The sequence below is a fragment of the Pseudomonas oplopanacis genome, from assembly GCF_057128725.1.
On sequence record NZ_JBSKHV010000019.1, the window covers coordinates 29,898 to 44,872 of the forward strand.

The window sequence follows — 14,975 nt, forward strand, 5'->3', positions numbered from 1 at the left end:
GCGCTAATTAAAAAGCAGCTCTAATGGGAAATGGCTTTGACATAATTTTTCTTAATTACCGGAACGAATCGTATTATTACATCGTGAAATTTGCAGGTATTTCGTAGGTGCTCGTACATTAGCTTTAGCTCATATTGGGCCATCAATGGGATTTCAGTTTTAACTGGGGTCGTTACACGCTGGTCGTACAATAGCCACAGGCAAACAACATAGTCTGTGCCATGTATGTCCGCTATGTTAGATTTTATATAATCTAGGTAGTCATTTTTTTTGGTGCTGGACGATAAGCTAATATAGCTTCTAATCTCACCAAGGAAAGACTGGTCGTTAATAAATGCGTGGCAGTAGAATTGAGCCTGTGAAAATAAGTAGTTTGTTGAGGAGGCGTTTTTGTATGGTTTGCAATGAATTATTCTGATTTTATTTTCATTCGTTAAATCTAGGATGTCACAAAACTCTTTGTCTTTTCGGCCTGAGCCTATTTTAAGTTTTGCTTGGTCAAACAAAACGCATGAGGGGCGAATTTCGCAGATTTTTTTGTTGAAAATGCTCTCTCTGTTTTGCATTTTAGCGTCATCACTAATATCTATCCCTCGATAAATTTCTTCGCAAACTTCTTCGTGGAGAGTGACTTTTGTGAAGTTGGTTATTTCTATGTAGAAGCCGCTATCCACTTCGAGCCATTTTCCATCGCTCAATACAAAATACTTATCTCCCAAGCTTTGCTCAAAAGATAAGCAGTTATACAGTGGCCATTTTTTATAGCCGAGCACCAGATCCTCTTCATATGAGTACGCATAAATATGTTTGGACTTGAGCTTCGCAGTGGTTATTTTTTCAGCAGATATATGGTTGAATATTTGACAAATATCTAAATATGCATAAGTGTTGTCGTCGGCTTTTTTGTTGTTGGAGTAAGCGAAACCATAATCCGAATCAATTAGTACCTCTGGTATTCCAAGATTAATTTTGCTCGTGTTTTTTGAGCGAAGCTGGGCTACTAGATATTCATCTAGCGTGTTGCTGTCTGATTCCGAAGCCTCGTCAAAATGCTTGTAGTTTGGAAATAGCTTGGCGTATTCTTTACTAGCATATGCAACTAAAAAATTTTCACAGTAGTCGATCAAGAGCTGCCAATTAAGCTTTTCTTTTCCAATAATTTTTATTGTTAAATTGTTTCGACCCTGAAGGGTTATATTTCTGTGGTCTTTCATGTGGGCTGATATATATCGAAGGTCTTCCGCTTCGCTCAAGCCGAAAGCGAAAGAGTCAGCCGGTTTGTTGACCTGTCTATCGATATGTGTTGGTGTTATGGCATGGCTCTCACTTTTTGTCTGGCGTACTTCTTCGTTGCCACACATATTCATAGCTGTTTTTATTCCGAAGTCCGGCTCAAATGCATCGCGATCAAGATAGCTTATGGCACTCCTTCCGAAAGTAGCTGCAAATACTCTATTCTTGACGTTTAAAAATAAAATCCCATTTGGGTTCTTGCTTTTAGAGCTAAATACTGGTGCTCCTTCCGCAGGCAGTTGTTCATTAATAAAGTTTAACCATGGTGGATTCAATTTTGTGGTTGTAGTTTCAAAGTATATGAAATTACAATCTGTTTCACTTATCGAGAATTTGAATTCTCTTGCGGTAATATTTTTTAAAACGTCTTTTTTTTGATCAAATAAGGAGTCGGCTTTTTTATTTTCTCTTGCGAGAAAAAATGATATTTGTGCGATCTCAACTCCTTGTTCGGTCATGGCTTTCTCTCGGATTAGTCACGAATAACTCAATAGCTAAGCAGCATTAGTGCGTATGTCAATGAAACCCCTTTGGCTTTATGGACAAGTCGAAAATTTGCTTTGGTTAGCGGCCGACTCCGAGTCCCACCGTCCGCTTTTGCCCGATACGATAGCAGTCAGTGCAGATCCGATTTTCCCGAACTGAAAAGTCATGGACGCACAAGCGATCTCAATACACCCCCCTCTGTGGCGAGAAATCAGTTTCCTGCCACAGAGGATCGTGCTTACGCCTTCACTTCAACCTTATCCAACGCCTGATTCACCGCCAACTCCCCCAGCATCACCACCTGCGTAATCCCCAGCAACGTCTTGCGGTGCGAGTTCTCCAACAACGCCGCCAAATTGCTAAGCATGGTCGTCGCCGACCCCAGTGATTCGCTGGCGTTGGCCAGCAGGGATTCGGTGTCGTACTTGGGATTGGCGAGGAACATCGGTTCAGGTTCGTGGTTACTGGCCATGATCTGGGCAGCCGGGTTGAGGTAATGGTCGAGTGCGCGTTCGGCCGCTTCGTGGAGTTTTTTGGAATCGAGGGATTCGTAGGGCGATGCCGGATCGGTGTCCGGTGGGTTGGGTGTTGGTTTGATCATAGATGAAGCTCCACTTAGAAAATTAAGGAGCCATCACCCTTGCTACCAAACGAGGGTGGTGGCCATACGCGGGTTGGTAGACCGGTCTAAGTGGGAAACCCGGCGCTCACGAAGGAGCCCCACGCATGACCACCATATAAAACAGAGCCCGAAAAAAGACTGCATATGGTGTTGTCATGCGACCACTTAAAAGCGGGCTACCAAACCCGATCACTGTTTTGCAGTGACCGGAAAACGATATAGCCCACCCCGTAGTCGCACAAGCCGGCGGATTCTGTCTTACCCGTAGGCGATGGCGCAAGGCGTTGTAGCCGTTAGGACGTTACACCGAGTGTCTTTAAACGCGTGGCCTGAAACCTGTTTAAGCGCGTCAAAAGTTGGGCAAAAACCATGTGGCCAGAACCACGTACAGCCGGTTCAACCCACACCCCAATCAAGTCATAGCGATTTTTCTGCAAAACCACTCAAGCCTTAACCCAGCGCTGACGGCTCCAGCTACTTAACGTATCCACACCCAACACCAATAAAAGCATCGCCAAAATAACCGTACTGGCCTGAGCTTCCTGAAACAGACTCAGGCTGACATACAGCATCTGCCCCAACCCCCCGGCGCCGACAAAGCCGAGCACACTGGCCATGCGAATATTGTTTTCCCAGCGGTACAGGATGTAGGCCAGTAGCTGTGGCAGCAGGTTGGGCAGGGTGCCGTAACAGAAAGCCCACACGGCATTGCCGCCCTGCAGGCGGATGGCGTCGGCGGGTTCGGGTGGGGTGTTTTCCAGCGCTTCGGCGAACAGTCGGCCGAGTACGCCGGTGGTGTGCAGGGCTAATGCCAAGGTGCCGGCATTGGGGCCGAGGCCGGCGGCGAGGACCATCAGCGCGGCCCACACCAGTTCCGGAACGGCGCGCAAGGCGTTGAGCACCAGGCGCGATGCGCTCTGCAGTGGCCAGCCGAAGCGTCCGGCCGCGGGCAATGCCAATAGCAGGCCGAATACCGCCGCGAGCAGGGTGCCGAGGGCGGACATGGCGATGGTTTCGAGGGCGCCATGGCCGATGGCTTGCAGGTGGCCTGAGCTCAGGTCCGGGCTGAGAAAGCGCTGCGCATAAGCGCCCATGTGATGCAGGTTGCCAGTGTCGCCGAGTTCGCCGAGGTTGATGCCCAGGTAGCTGAACGAGGCGACCACCGCTGCGCCGATGCAGAGCAACAAGGCCAGGTTGATCAGGCGATTCATGCCAGTCTCCAGCGCAGCAGGCGGCTGAGTTGATCGGCGAACAGCACCAGTACCAGGAATGTCAGTAACAGACTGGCCACTTCACCGCCGGCGAACATGCGCAACGACAGGTCCATTTGCTGGCCCAGACCGCCGGCACCGACGAATCCCATCACCACCGAGGCGCGGATGGCGCATTCCCAGCGGTACACCGTGTACGACAGCAGTTCCGCCGCGACATTGGGCAGGATCCCGTAGCAGAAGGCGGCGAGCCGACCGCTGCCGGACTGCAATAGCGCATGGGCCGGGCGTTGGTCGACTGACTCGAAAATCTCCGCGTAGACCTTGCCCAACATGCCGCTGTAGGTAATGGCGATGGCCAGTACCCCGGCCGTCGGGCCGAGGCCGACGGCGCGTACGAACAGCAGGGCCCAGACGATTTCCGGCACGCTGCGCAGGAAGATCAACACACCGCGTACAGGCCAGCGCAGCAGTTGGCCCCAATAACTCGGATGGCCGGCACGGGAGGCAGCCGACAGCGACAGGGCACGACTGGCCAGCAGGCTGGCGGGGACTGCGAACAGCAACGCCAGGGCCATGCCGGCGGTGGCGATGGCCAGGGTCTGCAGGGTGGCTTGCAGCAACAGCTCGATAAATTCCGCGCCATGCGCCGGTGGCCAGAACGCTGCTACAAACCGGCCCATCTCGCTCTGACTGTCACTCGCCACCAGTACGCTCAGGTCCAGCTCGCTCAGGCGAATGCCCGGCCAGAGCAAGGCAAGGGCCAGCAAGCTGAGCAGCAGGCGGGGCAGGGTGGCCGGGTCTCGGGTATCACGGGTCAGCATCGGGGAATCTGCACACTCAAGGGTGGCGGAGCAATCGGTGGGGATTGCAGTTGTTCGTTGGCGTAGAGCTTGTCGAGCAACTCACGGTCGACTTCGCTGGCCGCGAGGTCGAACAGAATCTGTCCATCACGCACGCCGATGATCCGTGAAAAGTGCGCCAGAGCCAGGTCCACCGCATGCAGGCTGGCGACCAGGGTGACGTTGTGCTGCCGGGCATGGCGACAGAGCACCGACAGCGTGTGCTCGGCCAACACGGGGTCCATGGCCGATACCGGCTCATCGGCCAGCAACACCTCGGGCGCCTGGTACAACACGCGGGCAATGCCCACGCGCTGTAGCTGTCCACCGGACAGTTGCTGGCATTGCGCGAACAATTTGTCACCCAGGTCCAGTCTGGCCAATGCCGCGCGTGCGCCTGGAATATCCAGTGGATGCAGCAAGTTGAGCAGGCTTTTGCCCAGCCCCCACTGTCCCAGTTTTCCGGCCAGCACCGCGGTGACCACGCGCTGGCGCGGTGGCAGCGGGGGCGACTGATGAATCAAACCGATGCGCGCGCGCAGACGCTGACGCTGACGGGCGGAAAGCTGCCAGGCCCGCTCGCCGAGTACCTGCAGCTCGCCGTTGCCCGGTCGCAGGGCGGTGGCCAGCACGTTGAGCAGGCTCGACTTACCCGCGCCGGACGGGCCGATGATGGCGACCTGTTCGCTGGCACCGATGTGCAGGTCCACGTCACGCAGCGCCTGGACGCCGTTGGCGTGGGTAAGGCTGACCCGGGTCAGTTGCAATGTCATTTGAGCAGGTCGGCGGCGCGTGCGGCTTCCTCGATGCCCTTGTAGTTCTCAGGCGAGGTTTCGATGAAGCGGCTGGCGGCTTGCAGGTCCAGAATTGCCTTGTCCTTGGGGTTCGCCGGATCGAGCGCAAGGAAGGCTGCTTTTATCTTGGCTGCCAGCGCCGGATCGAGGGTCCCGCGCACCGTCCAGTTGTAGTCGAAGTAGGCCGGGGTGGTCGCAAACACTTTGACCTTGTTGGTGTCGACTTTGCCGGCGGCGACCAGTTTTTCCCATACGCTGGCGTTCAGTACCCCGGCGTCCACCTTGCCGGCCTGGACCCAGGCGACAGTGGCGTCATGGGCGCCGGAGTAGCCGACGCGACTGAAGTAGGTTTCAGGCTTGATGCCGTCCTTGAGCATGAAATAACGCGGCATGAGACTGCCCGACGTCGAGGACACCGAACCGAATGCAAAGGTCTTGCCCTTGAGATCGGCGAGGGACTTGACGGCCGGGTCGGCGGTGATGAATTTGCTGGTGAATTGAGCGTCCTGTTCGCGCTGTACCAGCGGAATGGCGTTGCCGGTTTTCAGGCGTGCCTGCACGAACGTGAAGCCGCCCAGCCAGGCCATGTCAATGCGGTCGGTGGCCAGCGCCTCGACCACGGCCGGATAGTCGCTCACGGGCACGAACTCGACTTTCATGCCCAACTTTTGTTCCAGATATTCGCCAAGCGGCTTGAACTTGCGCAGCAGTTCGGTCGGGGCTTCATCGGGAATCGCACTGACTCTCAGGGTGTCGGCGGCCTGCGCCAACAGGGTACAAAATGACAGGGACAAGCCGACGGCCAATGCCAGGGTACGCTTGAGCATGGAGTTTCTCCGGTGCATTAACGAAAGAATGTCGAGGCGCCCGGCACACGCTGATTGCTGCCTGGCGCCCTGTGAGGGTAGACGAAAAGGTGCGAAATTGACTGCTTTTGGCCCAGTTGCTCTCTGTCGCGAAGGGCGGCATTTAACTGTGGATTCTACCGCCCGACGCAACAGATTGGCTTACTCCTTCACTTCAACCTTATCCAGCACCTGATTCACCGCCAATTCCCCCAACATGACCACCTGCGTAATCCCCAGCAGGGTCTTACGGTTTGAGTTGTCCAGCAGCGCCGCAAGATTGCTGAGCATGGTGGTCGCCGAGCCCAGTGATTCGCTGGCATTGACCAGCAGGGATTCGGTGTCGCACTTGGGGTTGGCGAGGAACATGGGTTCGGGTTCGTGGTTGCTGGCCATGATCTGGGCAGCCGGGTTGAGGTAATGGTCGAGGGCGCGTTCCGCCGCTTCGTGGAATTTTTTGGAATCGTGAGATTCGTAAGGCGATGCCGGATCGGTTTCTGGTGGGTTGGGTGTTGGTTTGATCATGGATGGAACCTCTAGCGCGAATACTTAAAGGAGCCATCACCCTTGCTACCAAACGAGGGTGGTGGCCATACGCGGGTTGGTAGACCGGTCGCACTAGAACCCGGCGCCCACGAATGGGCCCCACGCATGGCCACCATGAAAGCAAAGTCTAAAAAAGACTTTGCAAGGTGCCGCCATGCATCTAGGCAAAAAAACCGGGCTACCAAACCCGATCACTGTTTTTCAGTGACCCAGCCAAGATAGAACCCGTGTCCCAGACGCACAAGCCGGCGGATTCTGTCTTACCCGTAGGCGATGGCGCAAGGCGTTGTAGCCGTTTGGACGTAACACCGAGTGTCTTTAAACGCGCGCCCAGAAACCTGTTTAAGCGGGCAGGTGAATTGAACTCCCGCTCCCGGCCCCAACTCCTAACTCTCAAAGCCCCGCCCATAACAATGAAGTGGCGATGACCCACCAACAGCTCTTTAGCCGCCACCCCGGCGCGATATTCGAAACCGATCTTCCAGCCCGCCTGGACCGCTTGCCGTGGGGCCGTTTTCACTCGCTGCTGGTGGTCGCGCTCGGCATCACCTGGTTGCTCGACGGCCTCGAAGTGACCCTGGCTGGCTCAGTGTCCGGCGCGCTGAAAAACAGCCCCGACCTGCGCATGAGCAACGTCGATATTGGCTTGGCCGGCGGCATCTACATCGCCGGCGCCGTACTCGGTGCCTTGTTGTTCGGTTGGCTGACCGATCGCCTGGGGCGGCGCAAGTTGTTTTTCATCACGTTATGGCTGTACGTCGGCGCCACGGCGGCGACGGCGTTTTCCTTCAACCTGGAAAGCTTCCTGCTGTTCCGCTTCCTCACCGGCATGGGCATCGGCGGCGAATACACGGCGATCAATTCGACCATCCAGGAATTCACGCCGGCACGCTTTCGCGGCTGGGTTGATCTGACCATCAACGGCACATTCTGGCTAGGCGCAGCGCTCGGCGCCGGTGGGGCCATCGTCCTGTTGGACCCGAACGTGGTCGGCGGTGATCTGGGCTGGCGCCTGTGTTTCGGCATCGGTGCGGCGCTGGGGTTGGTGATTCTGGTGATGCGCCTGTGGCTGCCGGAAAGCCCGCGCTGGTTGCTGATCCATGGTCGGCACGATGAGGCGCAACGCATCGTTGAAGGCATCGAAGCGCGTCTGCGCGAACAAGGTCATGAACTGCCGCCCGTGACCAGCCAACCGCTGCGACTGCATGCGCGGGACCATACGCCGCTCGCGGAGATCTTCCACACGCTGTTCATCAGCTTCAGGCGCAGGGCGCTGGTAGGCATGACTCTGATGGCCGCGCAGGCCTTCTTTTACAACGCGATCTTCTTCACCTACGCGCTGGTGCTCACCGATTTTTACCAAGTGCCCGCCGAGCGGGTCGGTTGGTATGTGTTGCCCTTGGCGCTGGGCAATTTCTGCGGTCCGTTGCTGTTGGGGCGTTTGTTTGACGTGATCGGCCGACGGGTGATGATCAGCTTCACCTACGCGACGTCCGGGATCCTGCTGGCGCTCAGTGGCTATGCGTTCCAGCAGGGTTGGCTGGACGTGACCCAGCAAGCGGCGGCGTGGATGGTGATCTTCTTTTTCGCCTCGGCAGCGGCCAGCTCGGCCTACCTGACCGTGGCAGAAACCTTCCCACTGGAAATCCGCGCCTTGGCCATCGCCGTGTTTTACGCGTTTGGCACTGGCTTGGGCGGCATCATCGGCCCGACGTTGTTTGGGCAACTGATCGAGACGCAACAGCGCAGCAGTTTGTTGATCGGTTATCTGATTGGTGCCGCGCTGATGTGTGTGGCGGCGGGGGTGCAAGCGGTTTGGGGAGTGGCTTCGGAGCGTCAGGCGCTGGAGCAAGTGGCCAGGCCTTTGTCGCAGGCTGGGGATTGAGCCTCGTAAGGGGTGAAGGATCTTTGGGCCGATTGCTACCCGTTTAGAGGGGCTGAAATCGACCCAGTCGCTGACTGTCGTTTGGACGAAACCTGAGTGCTTTGGCATTCCCGGTAGGAATGCAGTCCATAAAATTAATGAATTTTTATTATCGGTTTTTATGACCTAAGTTGATTCAAGGACATGGAGAACCGCCTTGAAATCACCACTTAACTCAGCTGAAAAATTTGATAACACTCGGGCCAATGAGTACGGACGACAGAGTCGTATCGCACTGGCAGGTTATGACGCCTGTCAGGACTTGGTGGCGTGCATGCTCGCGGCAAGCCTTGGAAATATGGGCTCGGCAAAAATACTGGTAGTCGGCGCTGGCGGTACAGCGCAGGAGATCATCGCGATGGCCAGGCTCGAGCCGGGTTGGCGCTTCACCGCCGTTGATCCCTCTGAGCCGATGCTGGAAACCGCGAAACAGCAGTTAGCTTTAAACAATTTGCTTGAAAGAACGGACGTGCATCTTGGGCACGTTGAAAACCTGGCCGCAGATGAGTCCTACGACGCAGCCACTTTGATCGGTGTACTCCATCATCTGGATGGGGATGATGCCAAGGGAGACATTCTACGATCCATTCGGGCTCGTCTGAAACCGGGGGCTCCGCTGATTGTCGCCGGCAATCAATATGCCTATGCCAGCCAGCCGTTACTCCTCGCTGCCTGGGGGCAACGTTGGCGTCAGCACGGAGCCAGCCCGGATGAAGTGAAAGTCAAACTTGGGAAAATTCTTCAAGGCGCTGACCCTCCACATTCCGAGGCGGCTGTTCAGAAGCTTTTGCATGATGCGGGTTTTGGGGACGCTACCCGTTTTTTCAGCAGTTTGTTCTGGGGTGCCTGGTTAACGTGTAAAACAGTCTGAACGGCGATCTGAGGGGTAGCTTCTGGCTGATGACTGCCCGACATGGGGGGGCGGCAATCGACCCATAGGCGACGTTCAATGGACGGGTTTGTGCGTGGTCTGCATGCTTTTTGCCATGGTGATTACATCCCTGAACCGCGTCCATTTCTGGGAATGGTTGCGACAGTGATCTTAACTTTTATACCCAAGGCCGTGGCCACTTTCAGAACGATAGAAAGGTTCGGGTCACCATCCTTAGAAAATGCCCGGTACAGCGTGGCTCTACTAATTCCGGTCTCGCGAGCGAGCCGACTCATTCCTCTGTCTCGTGCAATTGTGCCCAGTGCAGCAACCAATACGCTCGGATCATTAGCTATCAGACCGCTCTCCAGAAGGGCGGCAAAATCCTTATCACTGATTCGACTGTCCGACTCAACCAATCTTGGGTAATGCATAGCGGCCTCCCGTGACCAACACGTCTCCTAAAACAATGGCCACGCCAGAGTCGGTGGAGATGCACATATGACAATCTAGCCCATGCCGGAAGGGTTAGCGCGATGTGCTCGCTTTTCTATCCAGCATTCTGAAAGTAAAGTGCACTAATGTTCCCCGGTCTTCATGACTGAAGGGCAGAAGTCGACCCAAAGCTGCCGGTCAGCAATCGCTAAAATTGACCGATTGCCGCCCCTCATCGATGGTAACGAACCACTCCCCCTCATCTTCGTCACACCACTGCTGCTTCAATCGTTCTGGAACGCCAGGCATAAGCCAACACCATCAGCAGCCCCAGAGCAGCCATCGCCGCTCCGGCCAGGGAAATCGCCGGATAACCCAGACCAGCGTTGATCACCGCTCCGCCTAGCGCTGCGCCAATCGCGTTGCCAAAATTGAAGGCGCCAATGTTCACCGCTGAGGCAAGATTGGGCGCGTCCTTCGCTGCTTCCATGACGCGCATCTGTAGCGGTGGCACCAGGGCGAAACTGGCGATACCCCATATCAGGATGGCCAGAGCAGCCGGCACCGTCCAACGCATCACGAAGGTGAACGCCAGCAAGACGAGAATCAGAACGCTTAGCGAGACGATCAAGGTGCGATCTATCGAGCGGTCTGCGGCCTTGCCGCCCCACATATTGCCCAGCGTCAACCCCACACCAAAAAGCACCAGCATGGCGGTGATGTAGGCGGTGGAACTATTGGTTTCGCTGCTGAGGATCGGCGCGATGTAAGTGAAGACGGTAAACATTGCGCTCGATCCGACTACGGTCAGGGCCAACGCGCCCAGCACCGGACCCCGCCCCAGTACCCGAATTTCGGCCATTACACCGACGCTTTGCGGCGCCTTCAGGTCAGGCAGGGCGAACCACAACGCGACCATGGTCACCACGCCGAGGCCGGTAATTCCCCAGAAAGCGGTGCGCCAACCGAACAGTTCACCGAACCAGGCGGCCAGCGGCACACCGCCGATGGTCGCCAGGGTCAGACCCATGAACATCGCCGCAACCGCCCCGGCACGTTTCTCCGGGGCGACCACGCTGGCGGCGACGATGGAGCCAACGCCAAAAAATGCACCATGGTTCAGTGAGGTCACCACCCTGGCGACCATGAGGCTGTAGTAATCGGTGGCCAAGGCTGACATCAGATTACCCAGGGTGAAAATCGCCATGAGCCCGATCAGCAGATAGCGCCGGGGAATCCTGCCGGTGGTCAGGGTCATCAGCGGTGCGCCGAGCAATACGCCCATCGCATAAGCACTGACCAGCAAACCTGCGGCGGGAATGGAAACGCCCAGATCCGCAGCGATACCCGGCAACATGCCCATGGGGGCGAATTCTGTTACGCCGATGCCAAAGGCACCGATGGCGAGTGCGACAAGTGGTGGATTGATACGCATGGAAGGCTCCTTATCTATGCCGCTAATGCTACGATCCAGTCTTTTCAGGCGGTAGATCGCATTTTTGGCAATCACCTTTGCGCAGGAGGCACAAGTGGATTTCAACGGCAGGTCAGGTGAAATGAGCGTGTTCGCCACCGTGGCGCAGGAAGGCAGCCTGTCGGCCGCCGCACGTGCATTGGGCCTGACACCCTCGGCAGTCAGTCGGATCATCGCGCGTACCGAGCAACGTCTTGGCACCCGCCTGCTGTTGCGCACCACCCGAGCGATCACCTTCACTGCCGAGGGCGAAGCGTTCCTGCGCGGCGCCCGGCGTATCCTGGCCGACATGGACGAGGTCGAAGAAGCCATCGCCGACCAAGGCGTACCCAAGGGGCGATTGCGGGTCAGTGCCGCCCTTGGCCATGGGCGGCTGGCCATCGTTCCCTTGGTTGCAGCATTCAGCGCCCGTTACCCGAACATCGTCGTCGACCTCACCCTCGGCGACGAAGTGGTCGACATTCTCGGCGGGCAGGCCGACGTCGCGGTCCGCTTTGGCCATCTGCCCGACAGCCCGCTGACCGCGCGCAGGATCGGCGACACCGGCCAGGTAGTGGTGGCATCGCCCGAGTATCTGCAGCGCCACGGCATCCCCCAGGAACCGGAAGACCTGTTACAGCACAACTGCCTGCGCTTCAACTTCCGGCGTGCCGAACCCAACTGGCCGTTCATCCGCGATGGAAAAGAGTTTTCCCTAAAGGTCAGCGGCAACATCGAATGCAGCAGTGGTGAAGCGCTGGCACAACTCGCGCGAGTAGGTGCCGGCATTGCACGTATCGGTGAGTTCAGCGTGAGCGAGGATCTGCAGCGCGGCGACCTGATTCCGCTGTTGGAAGCCTGGAACCCCGGGGACCAGGAACCGATTCATGCGGTGTTCGTCGGCGGGGCGGCAATGCCGGCGCGGGTGCGATTGTTCGTGGACTTCTTGCTGGAACATCACCGGATGTAAGCGGAGGCGAAGCTGATATTTTCGGGTACTTGTGATGTTGAAGTGACCAAAACATTTTTGGGTGCACTATCAATAGGTGGTTTGCCTTACTGGAACAATCGTGAGCTCTGGCATTGATGGGTCGTCCGCACGTCTTAAATGGCCGTCGTGAAAGACAGCTTTTGGCCCAATTGCTGCCTGCGACGACGGGCAGCAATCGACTGTGGATTCAACCGATCGACGCAACGCTACCTAGCGACGATAGTAACGGTGCTCTTCTTCGTAACGGTGCCGCATGGCGCGATCCTGATGGCGCTCCCAATCACGACGCTCAGCTTCTCGGCGGGCTTGCTCTCTACGCCAATTATCCCTGCGCCAATCGTCCCGGCGCCGATCGTCTCTACGATCATACCAACGGCCGTCATGCCAGTAGCGGTCGTCATGGGCAAGCAGCGGCCCTGTCTGCTGGCCGGCCATGCTGGCTAGGCTCGGCCAAGGATTCTCAGCGGCCGTGACAGGCGCTTGAACGGCGGAGACGCCAGTGGCAAAAGCAGGGGTTGAGGTTTTCATCTGTGTGGCTGATGCCGAGCTCACTGCCGCAAACGCGAACAGGCCGAAGAGCACCATCCGTGGGACATTGAATTTCATGAGCGAAGACAACCTCTGATAGGCAATTGAACGTGTGGTCATTTGGCTGAGGCAAGCCTGCGGGGGCAGTGCTTACCGAGCAAATGAGCCTATCCAGATAGACCGATAAATAGAAAAAAGTTCTAAGGCACCGTTGCTTAAATAGCCCCCGTTGCAGCAGGAACTTCAGGGTGTTTGCCCGGTCAAGAGCCGCCCTGTATCACCTACTCTTAGGTCCCGGGCCGAGCGGCCAATTGCGAGCGGGGCGTCAAGATGGCCAAGGCAGCCGCCACGATGAAGAGTGCTGGCACGTCACCTGCCAAGTGCCCCAAAGCAGCCGTTCGATTGCGACCGCAATCCATCGAAAGTAGCATTCCTGCCGTTCATTACTGTTGTGAGCCTTCTGTAGAATGCCGTCATTCGCCGGCAAGGCGACATTAACAATAAGAGCTTGAGGTATTTATGATCGACGTTTCTGTGGCATTACTTTTCGCGGGTGCGTGCGTTGCGCTTACGCTGACTCCCGGCCCAGACATGTTGTTGATCGCCTCGCGGAGTCTGAGCCAGGGGCGGGCGTCGGGCTTTGTATCACTTGCGGGCATTCAGGCAGGCACTTATTGCCACGCATTGGCCGCAGCACTCGGGCTGTCGCAATTGATGAGCGCTGTACCTGCGGCTTACGACCTTGTCAGATTTGCCGGTGCCGCGTACCTGGCATTTCTTGCCTGGAAAGCGCTTACCAGCAGCTCATCACCCTTGGCACCCGATGAAGCCTTGCCGCCCACGCCGCTGTTGCGCATTTTTCGACAAGGCCTGGTGACCAATCTGTTGAACCCGAAAATGGCGTTGTTTGTACTGGCCTTGTTTCCACAGTTTGTGGACCCGACTAAAGGCTCGCTGGTCGTACAAATGTTGGCATTTGCGACCATTTTGAATGCCATTGGATTGATCGTGAATGGTGCCGTGATTCTCTTGGCCAGCAAGGTCGGGAGCAAGCTGGCGAGCAATGCCAGCATTGCCAAGAGACTCAATCAACTGTTGGGCGTGGTTTTCATTGGCTTGGCGACTCGTTTGGCACTTTTTTCCGGGAGGTAAATCGCCCATCACCTGCGTACTGCGTAACTTTCCATCGGTCTCGCTCGAATTGAACCCTGCCTTCGATTATTTCGTAATGGTGAAACGAAACGCCTGTTCTTGCAGGCTCGTTTTGATCATTGCGGCCAATTGTTGGGCGGCCGGTGATGGGTCGTCGTCACTGCTATGAAGCACATAGCCAAGGCTCGGCAGCGGGGGCAATCCAGAAACGACGGTGAGATGACTCGGCAGCCCGATGCGGGTTCGCAGGGTCAGGCCCAATCCGGCGGCGACGGCTGCCCAGATACCACCGACGCTGGGGCTGGTCAGGGCGATCCGCCAAGGAACCTGCGCGGCATCCAGCGCCTGAGTGGCGGCGCTGCGCAATACGCAAGGCGCGTCGAACATGATCAATGGCAACGGTGAGTCATCAAGGGGCATCAGCAATGGGCTATCGCGGGCCCCGATCCAGTACATCTGTGTTTCGCCCAAGCGAGTGGCATAGGGCGACAGGTGTCCGGTGTCCCAGGTCAGCGCCAGGTCCAGGCCTGCGCCTTGAACCAGAGCAAGCAGTTCGGCATTGCGGGCGATCCTGACTTCGAGATTCACCTTCGGGTAAGCATGGACGAAGCGTCGCAGGAGATCGCTCAGAAAATGTTCCCCAAAGTCCTCTTGAAGTCCGAGTCGTATAGTCCCGGCAGTCTGCCTTTCATGCAGGGTCTGGAAGATGCAATCGTTCAGTTCCAGCAACCGTCGGGCATGGCTGAGCAGTGTTTCTCCCGTGGGGGTCAAGACCAATCCGCGACCGGATTTAGCCAGGACCGGCGTACCGATCTGCTCCTCGAGTTTCTTCAATTGAGCGCTTACGGCAGACGTCGACCGACCGAGACGATCTGCCGCTTTGGCAAAACTGTTGAAGTCCACGCCGGTGACGAAAGTGCGCAATACGTCAAGATCGAAGGTGGGACGGCGCATTTAATGGTCCACTAATTCGGGATGATGG

The 14,975-nt window shown here is 56.6% G+C and carries 14 protein-coding genes and 1 pseudogene; 4 read left to right on the forward strand and 11 right to left on the reverse strand.

The window, feature by feature from the left end:
- Positions 1 to 20: 20 nt before the first annotated feature.
- From ACWKV5_RS26740 to ACWKV5_RS26770, 7 genes are all read right to left on the reverse strand, one after another.
- Positions 21 to 1,751, reverse strand: a complete 1,731-nt coding sequence (locus ACWKV5_RS26740) for a DUF6119 family protein (RefSeq protein ID WP_483843694.1) — start codon at positions 1,749 to 1,751, stop codon at positions 21 to 23.
- Between the two features lie 266 nt (positions 1,752 to 2,017).
- The gene (locus ACWKV5_RS26745) at positions 2,018 to 2,380 is read right to left on the reverse strand and encodes a DUF6124 family protein (RefSeq protein ID WP_483843695.1); all 363 of its coding nucleotides are present in this window, start codon (positions 2,378 to 2,380) and stop codon (positions 2,018 to 2,020) included.
- A gap of 464 nt (positions 2,381 to 2,844) precedes the next feature.
- Complete coding sequence (gene phnE, locus ACWKV5_RS26750; protein ID WP_483843696.1) at positions 2,845 to 3,612, reverse strand: phosphonate ABC transporter, permease protein PhnE; 768 nt, start codon at positions 3,610 to 3,612, stop codon at positions 2,845 to 2,847.
- Positions 3,609 to 4,436 carry a PhnE/PtxC family ABC transporter permease gene (locus tag ACWKV5_RS26755; protein ID WP_483843697.1) on the reverse strand — a complete coding sequence of 276 codons (828 nt, stop codon included), beginning with the start codon at positions 4,434 to 4,436 and terminating at the stop codon, positions 3,609 to 3,611. Before ACWKV5_RS26755 ends, phnE begins: the two co-directional genes overlap by 4 nt.
- Positions 4,430 to 5,227, reverse strand: coding sequence for a phosphonate ABC transporter ATP-binding protein (locus ACWKV5_RS26760; RefSeq protein WP_483843698.1), 798 nt, complete (start codon positions 5,225 to 5,227; stop codon positions 4,430 to 4,432). The genes ACWKV5_RS26755 and ACWKV5_RS26760 overlap by 7 nt, the downstream gene beginning before the upstream one ends.
- The gene (locus ACWKV5_RS26765) at positions 5,224 to 6,075 is read right to left on the reverse strand and encodes a putative selenate ABC transporter substrate-binding protein (RefSeq protein ID WP_483843699.1); all 852 of its coding nucleotides are present in this window, start codon (positions 6,073 to 6,075) and stop codon (positions 5,224 to 5,226) included. The genes ACWKV5_RS26760 and ACWKV5_RS26765 overlap by 4 nt, the downstream gene beginning before the upstream one ends.
- 180 nt (positions 6,076 to 6,255) lie before the next feature.
- Positions 6,256 to 6,618 (reverse strand): DUF6124 family protein, encoded by a 363-nt coding sequence (locus ACWKV5_RS26770; RefSeq protein WP_483843700.1) that lies wholly within the window; start codon positions 6,616 to 6,618, stop codon positions 6,256 to 6,258.
- Positions 6,619 to 7,063: 445 nt separating this feature from the next.
- Here ACWKV5_RS26770 and ACWKV5_RS26775 point away from each other — a divergent pair, with 445 nt between their 5' ends.
- Positions 7,064 to 8,524: an MFS transporter gene (locus tag ACWKV5_RS26775; RefSeq protein WP_483843701.1), complete on the forward strand. Its 1,461-nt coding sequence runs from the start codon at positions 7,064 to 7,066 to the stop codon at positions 8,522 to 8,524.
- A 196-nt stretch (positions 8,525 to 8,720) separates the two neighbouring features.
- A complete protein-coding gene (locus ACWKV5_RS26780) occupies positions 8,721 to 9,434 on the forward strand; it encodes a class I SAM-dependent methyltransferase (RefSeq protein ID WP_483843702.1) in 714 nt (237 codons plus the stop codon).
- Positions 9,435 to 9,556: 122 nt separating this feature from the next.
- Here the strand turns inward: ACWKV5_RS26780 and ACWKV5_RS26785 are convergent, their stop codons facing one another.
- Entirely contained in the window at positions 9,557 to 9,868 is a 312-nt protein-coding gene (locus tag ACWKV5_RS26785) for an addiction module antidote protein (protein ID WP_483843703.1), read from the reverse strand.
- A gap of 269 nt (positions 9,869 to 10,137) precedes the next feature.
- Positions 10,138 to 11,304, reverse strand: a complete 1,167-nt coding sequence (locus ACWKV5_RS26790) for an MFS transporter (protein WP_483843704.1) — start codon at positions 11,302 to 11,304, stop codon at positions 10,138 to 10,140.
- Between the two features lie 94 nt (positions 11,305 to 11,398).
- On the opposite strand from ACWKV5_RS26790, the gene ACWKV5_RS26795 reads away from it, so the two are divergent.
- Positions 11,399 to 12,292, forward strand: coding sequence for a LysR family transcriptional regulator (locus ACWKV5_RS26795; RefSeq protein WP_483843705.1), 894 nt, complete (start codon positions 11,399 to 11,401; stop codon positions 12,290 to 12,292).
- 836 nt (positions 12,293 to 13,128) lie between these two features.
- On the opposite strand, the pseudogene ACWKV5_RS26800 reads toward ACWKV5_RS26795, so the two are convergent.
- A pseudogene (locus ACWKV5_RS26800) lies at positions 13,129 to 13,230 on the reverse strand (DUF6632 domain-containing protein); the annotation flags it as partial.
- A gap of 130 nt (positions 13,231 to 13,360) precedes the next feature.
- Between ACWKV5_RS26800 and ACWKV5_RS26805 the strand changes: the two are divergent.
- Positions 13,361 to 13,993 (forward strand): LysE family translocator, encoded by a 633-nt coding sequence (locus ACWKV5_RS26805; RefSeq protein WP_483843706.1) that lies wholly within the window; start codon positions 13,361 to 13,363, stop codon positions 13,991 to 13,993.
- Between the two features lie 66 nt (positions 13,994 to 14,059).
- Here ACWKV5_RS26805 and ACWKV5_RS26810 read toward each other — a convergent pair whose 3' ends face one another.
- The gene (locus ACWKV5_RS26810) at positions 14,060 to 14,947 is read right to left on the reverse strand and encodes a LysR substrate-binding domain-containing protein (protein ID WP_483843707.1); all 888 of its coding nucleotides are present in this window, start codon (positions 14,945 to 14,947) and stop codon (positions 14,060 to 14,062) included.
- Positions 14,948 to 14,975 lie beyond the last annotated feature (28 nt).